Source organism: Agrobacterium sp. SORGH_AS_0440 (assembly GCF_031453135.1).
In the GTDB taxonomy this organism is placed as follows: Bacteria; Pseudomonadota; Alphaproteobacteria; order Rhizobiales; family Rhizobiaceae; genus Agrobacterium; species Agrobacterium pusense.
Genome location: NZ_JAVIYR010000001.1, coordinates 1,344,027 through 1,352,500, shown reverse-complemented (window position 1 = coordinate 1,352,500; position 8,474 = coordinate 1,344,027). Strand labels below are relative to the sequence as shown.

Genomic DNA, 8,474 nt, shown 5'->3' with positions numbered 1-8,474 from the left:
AAATTCGAAAAACTCAGAAAATTCGACAAGTATCTGGATTTAATATGTTATTTCGGTTTCCTGGAAATGCCGGACGACGGGGCCCTGTTAAACGCAGCGATTTTGCACAGGAGAAGATCCCGAAGGCCCGCAAGAACCGGGGCGTGCCTTCTTTTGGCCCGGTTCCTCACTAATTGGTTTGTCAACGAAGCGTTAACATGGGGCATGCCTGCGCATATCCTATAAAGCGCGCTGCAAACCTTTAGCCATGGTGTCGATGGATTTGACTCGCGGCTTTGAAAGTTGCACATCTTCGCCTGAAGTTTCTGGAGAGCGCATGACCGACGGGGCACAGCCAGTATGACTGCGGATCGCAACGTGATCCGGTCGCTAGGCACGGAACCGCCAATTCTGGCGGAAGGGCGACGTGCACCCGATCGCCGCGAAATTTCGCTTCGATGGCTTTCCGGCACGTTCCTCACTGGTATTACCTCTTCCATATTGATGGGTGTGGCCCTGTTCGCCGCTCTCGACGGACGTCAGCAGCTTGCCATCCCCGCCGAAGCCTTCGCCAAGGCGGATATGGGCAACAACGTGACGGAGGCAGCCCGTCGCGGCACGCGCCTCGTGGCACCGAATATTGCCGCGCGACCGTCCGACCGCTCGATCATGGAAGTCTCGACGGTCATCAACGAAGGCGACAAGGAAGTGGTCCGCAAGGTGCCATTCTCCCACGTGAAAATTCCGCTTGCGGCAAATTACGCCAAGCAGGACGACTATCCAGCCTTCGATCCCCTCAATATCTTCGCCAGCAATGACGACAAGGACGCATCGGCACCTGCACCGAGCAGGACGGGAACGATTTACGGTTCCGAGGTCGAATCCGAAGTCAGCCTGAAGACCGTTGCCTTTCCCGTGCAGCATTCCAAATTCCCCTTCGCCGGCTCGCTGAGCTTCGATGAGGTGGAGGAAGCCGTGCGTTCCAACGGATCGATCCTGACGGACGGCAACGAACAGCTTGCCGCGCTTTATTACATCGATCCACGCCGTTTCGATAATGACGAAGGCGACGTCGACATCACCGCCGGCCTGGCCGCCCGCGTCGTCGAACAGAACATGTCGGTCTCGACGCCGCAATCGGCCTCCGTTCCCGTCAAGGAATATGCCGATGACGTGATCCCTGCCCGTCAGACCGAAACTATCGAGGCCGCGCTTTTCGGCGCAGGTTATTCGAAGGCACAGTCTTCGGAGATTGCCGGCCTGCTGGCACCGCAAATCCAGTCGAACAATGTGGAAAGCGGCGACGTGCTGCGCGTCGGCATCCTTCAGGAAGACGAAAAAAGCGATATCGTGCGCGTGAGCCTTTACCGCAAAGGCCGCCACATGGTCACCATGGCCGTCGATGACCGCAAGCGCTTCATCAAGGCCAGCGAACCACCGAAACTGGACGCGGTGGCGACCGCCTTTGACAGCACACCCGCACCTGCGGCGGGGCGCGATCTGCCAAGCGTCTATGACGGGGTGTACCGCGCCGCGCTTGCTTACGGCATGAACCAGAGCATGGTCTCGCAGTTGATCAAGCTTCTGGCCAGCAGCGTCGATTTCCAGGCGCAGCTCAAGCCGGCGGATACGCTCGAAGCCTTCTTCTCCGTGGAAGATGCGGATGGCAAGGCGACGGACAAGTCGGAGCTGCTCTATGTCAATGCCAAGTTCGGCGACAACGAGACACGCTTTTACCGGTTCCAGAATCCGGAAGACAACAGCATCGATTATTTCGATGAAAACGGCAAAAGCATCCGGCAGTTCCTGTTGCGCAACCCGGTTCCAAACGGCCGCATGACCTCCGGTTTCGGGATGCGCCGCCATCCCGTGCTGAAATTCAGCCGCATGCATACGGGAACAGACTGGGCCGCCGCCCGGGGCACGCCGATTATCGCAACGGGTAACGGCACTGTCGAGAAGGCCGGATGGGCCTCCGGTTACGGCAACCAGACCCTGATCCGCCATGCCAATGGCTATGTCTCGTCCTATAACCACCAGAGCGCGATCGCCAAGGGGGTCACCGAGGGGGCAAAGGTCCGGCAGGGTCAGGTCATCGGCTATGTGGGGTCGACCGGTCTTTCGACCGGCGCGCATCTGCACTACGAGCTGATCGTCAACGGCACCAAGGTGGACGCAATGAAGGTGCGTCTGCCGGGCGGCAAGTCGCTTTCCGGCGAAGCGCTGGCGCGTTTCTCCGACGAGAGAAAACGCATCGATAATCTGCTGAATATCGAAGAAAAGTCCAATCAGGTGGCAAGCCGCTGATCGGCAGGGGATTTCAGATCATCAGAGTCCGCTTATAGGAAAAGGGCCCCGTTTCCGGAGCCCTTTTTTTATGCAGCGTCGGCGGCCTCAGTGTCGGCCTCGGCTTTTGGCGGCTTGACCTTGAACAGCAGCCGGTCGGTTCCAGAGGTCACCTTGACCCGCGAACCATCGGGGATTTCCCCGCCAAGGATCATTTCCGCAAGCCTGTCCTGAACCGCCTTCTGGATCACCCGCTTCAGCGGACGCGCGCCATAGGCGGGATCGTAGCCTTTGTTGGCAAGCCAGTTACGGGCATCCTCATCCAGTTCGAGCGAAATCTTGCGATCTCCCAGCAGCGAAACGAGCCGCTTCAACTGGATTTCCACGATGGCACCCATCTCGTCCCGCCGCAGGCGATGGAAGAGGATGATATCATCGATACGATTGAGGAACTCCGGCCTGAAATGCGACCGGACACGCTCCATCACCAGTTCGCGAACCGAATCCACGTCGTCATTGTCACCCATCTGCGTCATGAATTCCGAACCGAGGTTCGAGGTCATGATGATGATGGTGTTCTTGAAATCGACGGTGCGGCCCTGGCCATCCGTCAGGCGGCCATCATCCAGCACCTGCAGCAGGACGTTGAAGACATCCGGATGCGCTTTTTCGATCTCGTCGAACAGCACGACCTGATAAGGCCGGCGGCGAACCGCTTCCGTCAGAGCGCCGCCCTCCTCGTAACCGACATAGCCGGGAGGCGCACCGATGAGCCGGGCAACGGAGTGTTTCTCCATATATTCCGACATGTCGAGGCGAACCATTGCGGTTTCGTCGTCGAACAGGAAGCGGGCCAGCGACTTGGTCAGCTCGGTCTTGCCCACGCCCGTCGGGCCGAGGAAGATGAACGAACCGATCGGCCGGTTGGGATCCTGCAGGCCGGCACGCGAACGGCGAACCGCCTTGGACACAGCCTGAACGGCCTCACCCTGCCCGACAACGGACTTGGCAAGTTCGTCTTCCATGCGCAACAGCTTTTCGCGCTGGCCTTCGAGCATCTTGTCAACCGGAATACCTGTCCAGCGGGAAACGACATGCGCGATATTGTCCGCCGTCACCACTTCCTGAACCATCGAACCGGCACCGCTGCTGTCCCGCGCTTCCGCTGCAGCCAATTCCTTTTCGATCCCCGGAATGATGCCGTAGGTCAATTCACCCGCGCGCTGGAACTGACCGTTGCGCTGTGCGATCGCCAGTTCGTTGCGGGCTTCGTCCAGCCGTTTCTTGAGATCGGCGGCGTGGCCGAGCTTCTGCTTTTCCGCCTGCCAGCGGGCCGTCAGCGCATCGGCCTTCTCTTCCGTATCCGCCAGTTCATCCTCGAGCTTCTTGAGCCGGTCGACAGAAGACTGGTCCGTCTCCTGCTTCAGGGCTTCGCGCTCGATCTTGAGCTGGATGATGCGGCGATCCAGTTCGTCCAGTTCTTCCGGCTTGGAATCCACCTGCATGCGAAGACGCGACGCGGCTTCGTCCATCAGGTCGATTGCCTTATCCGGCAGGAATCGGTCGGTGATATAGCGATTGGAAAGCGTCGCAGCAGCAACCAGGGCCGAATCCGAGATACGGACCTTGTGGTGCTGTTCGTATTTTTCCTTCAACCCGCGCAGGATCGAGATCGTGTCCTCAACGGTCGGTTCATCCACCAGCACGGGCTGGAAACGGCGGGCAAGGGCCGGATCCTTCTCCACATGCTTGCGATATTCATCGAGGGTGGTGGCGCCAACGCAGTGCAGCTCACCGCGGGCAAGCGCGGGCTTCAGCAGATTGGAGGCATCCATCGCCCCATCCGCCTTACCGGCGCCGACCAGCGTATGCATTTCATCGATGAAGAGAATGATGCCGCCATTTTCAGACTGCACCTCATTGAGGACAGCCTTCAGGCGCTCTTCGAACTCACCGCGATATTTCGCACCTGCGATCAGCGCGCCCATATCGAGCGCCATCAGCTTCTTGTCTTTGAGGCTTTCGGGCACATCGCCATTGACGATGCGCAGGGCGAGGCCTTCGGCAATCGCCGTCTTACCGACGCCGGGTTCACCGATCAGCACGGGATTGTTCTTGGTACGGCGAGACAGCACCTGAATGGTACGGCGAATTTCATCGTCGCGGCCAATAACAGGGTCCAGCTTGCCTTCGCGGGCCTCTTCCGTCAGGTCGCGCGCGAATTTCTTCAGCGCGTCAAAGCCCTGTTCGGCATTGGCGCTGTCAGCCGTGCGGCCCTTGCGGATATCATTGATGACCTGATTGAGCGCCTGCGCCGTCACGCCGGCCTTCTTCAGGGAAGCCGAAGTGGAAGCAGAGCTTTCAATCGCAAGCGCCTGCAGAAGACGCTCGACGGTCACGAAACTGTCGCCAGCCTTTTTGGCCAGGTCTTCGGCGGTGGAAAACACCTTTGCAAGGGGAGCCGTCAGCGAAAGGCCGCCATTGCCACCGGATACCTTCGGTAATTTTGCCAGTGCGGCATCATTGGCAAGACGCGCTTCTTTCGCGTCGCCGCCAGCCCGCTCGATCAGCGATGCCGCCATACCCTGCTCGTCATCGAGCAGCACCTTGAGAACATGCTCGGGCGAAAACTGCTGATGGTTTTCGGCCAGCGCAAAGGTCTGCGCCGATTGCAGAAAACCGCGAACGCGCTCGGAGTATTTTTCAATATTCATAGTCGAACCTCCATAGACCGGCCCGCCCGCTTTCGGCACGGCTCCGGGTGTTAGGGTTGAGGCTCCCTCAAAAGGCAAGCCCCGCTACGACAGCCGTGTTTAAGGATTTCACGATCGCCGCCTCTCGATGGTCGGTCGCCAGCAGTGTCGGCAACCTTCCATCCTGCTCGAATATGGGAGGCATTTTCATCGGTTTAAAGGGGAAGAAATCCGGCCGTCGAGAAATTTTCCCAGGAAGTTGACGGGTGTCAGCTTCACCCTGCTAGCCATGCTGACGCGCGCAGTCGTAGACTTTGGCGCGCCAAAATAAAAAAACTCCGGCGAGCCGGAGTTTTCAGTCCTAGGGCATGTCTGCCTGCGCTGTTTATTCCGCGGCGTTTTCAAGCGTGGCGGGAGCGGCCTCTTCACCGGCTCCTGCATCTTCACCTTCGGCACCTTCGGCAGCCGCAGTGCGACGTGGACGGCGCTGGCGCGGACCAGTCGCCCGGCGCGTCTTCGGTGCGCGTTCGGCCGGAGCTTCCGCCTGCTGCTGTTCCTCTTCGACGGCCACCTCCATCGGCGTACCCTCGATGACGGGCTGTGGCGCCTGACTGGCGTCATAAACCGGAGGCTGCTGGTCTGCGCTCACCTGCTGGCGTGGCTGACGCTCCTGCCGCTCACGGCGGTCGGGACGTTCACGGCGCTCCTGGCGCTGCTCGTTCCGTTCGGCGCGCTCCTGGCGTTCGGGCTGCTGCGAGCGCTCGGCCTGTTCGGCCTGATGCTGCGGTGCAATGGCGCCTTCGTCACCATCGTTCACATCCATCTCGTCGGCATCGGCGGCGTTATACTCGCCGCGGTCGTCGCGCTGGAAGCGTTCCTGCATCTGCGCCTGAGCCGACGCGATGATGCGGTTATAATGTTCAGCGTGCTGCAGATAGTTTTCAGCCATCACGCGGTCGCCGGAACTCTGTGCGTCGCGCGCCAGAGCCGCGTATTTTTCCGCTATGTGCTGGGCTGTGCCACGGATTTTAACATCGGGGCCGGAACTGTCATAAGTCCTAGTCAGCGGGTTACCGCCCTTGCGGTTGAAGTTGTTGTTACCGCCACCATTATTATTGTTGTTGTTTCCACGCCCCCGGCCGCGCTTGTTTTGCTGTCCTGGCCTCATCAATTGCTCACCTGAATTCTGTTTTGCTGATAATCTGGTTGTTTTCATGCAATTCCGGGCGGAAAACCGCTGGAAATTTTTCCTGAAATTGCTCCATCACGCGCCCTGCCGAGATACCTCCGGACAAGACCTCGCGTAAGACGACTGGTCGCGCAAATGCTGCACCGAGCCGTCTGCGAACAAAGTTTACTGATTCACATGCCGGAAACGCCCAGCCTTTCAGGGCTCTTTAAAGAACCCGCTTCGGGACTGACCCATACCCTGACGAATCTCAGTTCGTCCTCAGCCACCCGGCATGTGGCCGCAAACTATCCCGCTTCCCGCGGAAATCCAAGCCTTTTCTTTTGCTGTGCAAAATATCCTTGCAAAAAATTCCGCAGACATATCGTCGTCAACTATCTCCGGAAGGTCAAAACTCTATCATTACCGCCATAATCCTTCACGGCGTCCAGAAGAGAGAAGCCGTGGGAAGAAAATATAGCGGAAACATCAAGCCTTTGATCGAAACCGATCTCCACACCGACAATCCCGTTTTCCACAAGAAATCGGCCTGCTTCGGCAGCGATGAGGCGGTACGGTGCAAGGCCGTCCTGACCTCCATCCAGCGCCGCCAGAGGATCATGATGACGAACCTCTCGGTCAAGCGTTGCGACGATATCGCTTCTTATATAAGGCGGATTCGACACAATTATGTCAAAGCGGCCAGAGATTTTTTCGAACCAGTCGCTTTGAACGGGTTCGAAACGACCGCCGAGATCATTTCGGAATGCGTTTCTCGAGGCTGTCTCCAGCGCGTCGGCGGAGATATCGCTGCCGACACCGGTCGCCTCCGGGCATTCCTTCAACAGCGCGAGACAGATCGCCCCCGTGCCTGTGCCCAGATCGAGAATACGCGCGCTGCCCCTGGCTGAAACGGCAGCCTTCAAGGCAGGCAGCAGCGTGTCTACCAGAACCTCCGTATCAGGGCGCGGCTCGAGCGTTTCCCTCGACAAAAGAAGATCCAGGCCATGAAACTCCCGATGGCCCAGGATGCGGTGAACAGGCTCGCCGCCGGCGCGTCTTTCGATCATCGCATCAATTCGGGCTTGCTCCTCGGTCGTGAGCGACCGGTCCGGCTTCATCACGAAGTCGGTCAACGAAAAACCGACGACTTCGGCAATCAGGAGACGCGCATCGAGAAGTGGATCGGCGATCCCCGCCGCCTGCAGCCGCTTGCGGGCCGCGGCAAGTTCACTTGCGACAGTGGCCCCGGCCGGCGCGCTCAATGCTGCTCGCCGAGTTGCGCCAGCTGCCCCGCCTGATAATCGGCGATCAGCGCATCCACGAGCTCATCAATCTCGCCTTCGATCATCCGGTCCAGCTTGTAGAGCGTGAGATTGATACGGTGATCGGTGACACGGCCCTGAGGGAAATTATAGGTGCGGATGCGCTCGGAGCGGTCGCCGGAGCCCACCTGGCTCTTGCGGTCGGCCGAACGTTCACTGTCCACCTTCTGGCGCTCGATATCGTAAAGCCGTGAACGAAGAACCTGCATGGCCTTGGCGCGGTTCTGATGCTGCGATTTCTCCGAGCTCGTCACGATCAGCCCTGTCGGCAAATGGGTGATGCGAACGGCGGAATCGGTGGTGTTGACGTGCTGGCCGCCGGCGCCCGACGCACGCATCGTATCGATGCGGATATCTTCCGGGCGGATTTCGATATCGATTTCTTCCGCTTCCGGCAGCACCGCAACGGTGGCCGCAGACGTGTGGATGCGGCCGCTTGCTTCCGTTTCCGGCACGCGCTGGACCCGGTGAACGCCGGACTCGAATTTCAGCTTGGAGAACACCCCTCGCCCACTGATGGTGGCGATGATTTCCTTGTAACCGCCGGCTTCACCCTCGCTTGCGGAGAGCACTTCCACCTTCCAGCCCTTGGAAGCAGCAAAGCGCTCATACATGCGGAACAGATCGCCGGCAAATAGTGCCGCCTCGGAACCGCCGGTCCCGGCGCGTATTTCGAGGATCGCACTTTTTTCGTCCGCAGCATCCTTCGGCAGCAGCAGGACCTGCATGTCCTTTTCGAGCTCTTCGATACGGCTCTCGATCTCCGGCAGCTCCATTTCCGCCAGTTCGCGCATATCCTTGTCGGTCGTCTTGTCGGCAAGCAGCGCTTCGAGATCGGCGGCCTCAGAGATCGCCTTCTCGTATTCGCGAATTTTCTTCACCACCGGCTCGAGCTCGGAATATTCCGAAGCGAGCTTCACATAGACATCCGCAGCAGGCCCGGCCGACATACGCGCTTCGATCTCGCCGAAACGTCTTTCCAACTCGCGCATTTTTTCGACGGGAAGCTTCGCCACCAGTCAC

The 8,474-nt window shown here is 59.1% G+C and carries 5 protein-coding genes; 1 reads left to right on the top strand and 4 read right to left on the bottom strand.

Annotated features, from left to right (window positions below; genetic code table 11):
• The first annotated feature begins 339 nt into the window (after positions 1-339).
• Positions 340-2,286, top strand: coding sequence for a M23 family metallopeptidase (locus tag QE453_RS06195; protein ID WP_142187217.1), 1,947 nt, complete (start codon positions 340-342; stop codon positions 2,284-2,286).
• 68 nt (positions 2,287-2,354) lie between these two features.
• Here QE453_RS06195 and clpB read toward each other — a convergent pair whose 3' ends face one another.
• The 4 genes from clpB to prfA form a co-directional block, all read right to left on the bottom strand.
• On the bottom strand, positions 2,355-4,979 hold the full coding sequence (clpB, locus tag QE453_RS06190) for an ATP-dependent chaperone ClpB (RefSeq protein ID WP_006698032.1): 2,625 nt from the start codon (positions 4,977-4,979) through the stop codon (positions 2,355-2,357).
• A gap of 364 nt (positions 4,980-5,343) precedes the next feature.
• Positions 5,344-6,126 carry a DUF4167 domain-containing protein gene (locus tag QE453_RS06185; protein WP_125270881.1) on the bottom strand — a complete coding sequence of 261 codons (783 nt, stop codon included), beginning with the start codon at positions 6,124-6,126 and terminating at the stop codon, positions 5,344-5,346.
• Positions 6,127-6,521: 395 nt separating this feature from the next.
• Positions 6,522-7,391 (bottom strand): peptide chain release factor N(5)-glutamine methyltransferase, encoded by an 870-nt coding sequence (prmC, locus tag QE453_RS06180; protein ID WP_004437997.1) that lies wholly within the window; start codon positions 7,389-7,391, stop codon positions 6,522-6,524.
• On the bottom strand, positions 7,388-8,467 hold the full coding sequence (gene prfA / locus QE453_RS06175) for a peptide chain release factor 1 (RefSeq protein WP_004437995.1): 1,080 nt from the start codon (positions 8,465-8,467) through the stop codon (positions 7,388-7,390). Before prfA ends, prmC begins: the two co-directional genes overlap by 4 nt.
• Between the last annotated feature and the right edge of the window lie 7 nt (positions 8,468-8,474).

Bases quoted from the DNA above. Each gene is read 5' to 3' on its own strand.
- QE453_RS06185 (WP_125270881.1), bottom strand. From the start codon at position 6,126: ATGAGGCCAGGACAGCAAAACAAGCGCGGCCGGGGGCGTGGAAACAAC.
- clpB (WP_006698032.1), bottom strand. From the start codon at position 4,979: ATGAATATTGAAAAATACTCCGAGCGCGTTCGCGGTTTTCTGCAATCG.
- QE453_RS06195 (WP_142187217.1), top strand. From the start codon at position 340: ATGACTGCGGATCGCAACGTGATCCGGTCGCTAGGCACGGAACCGCCA.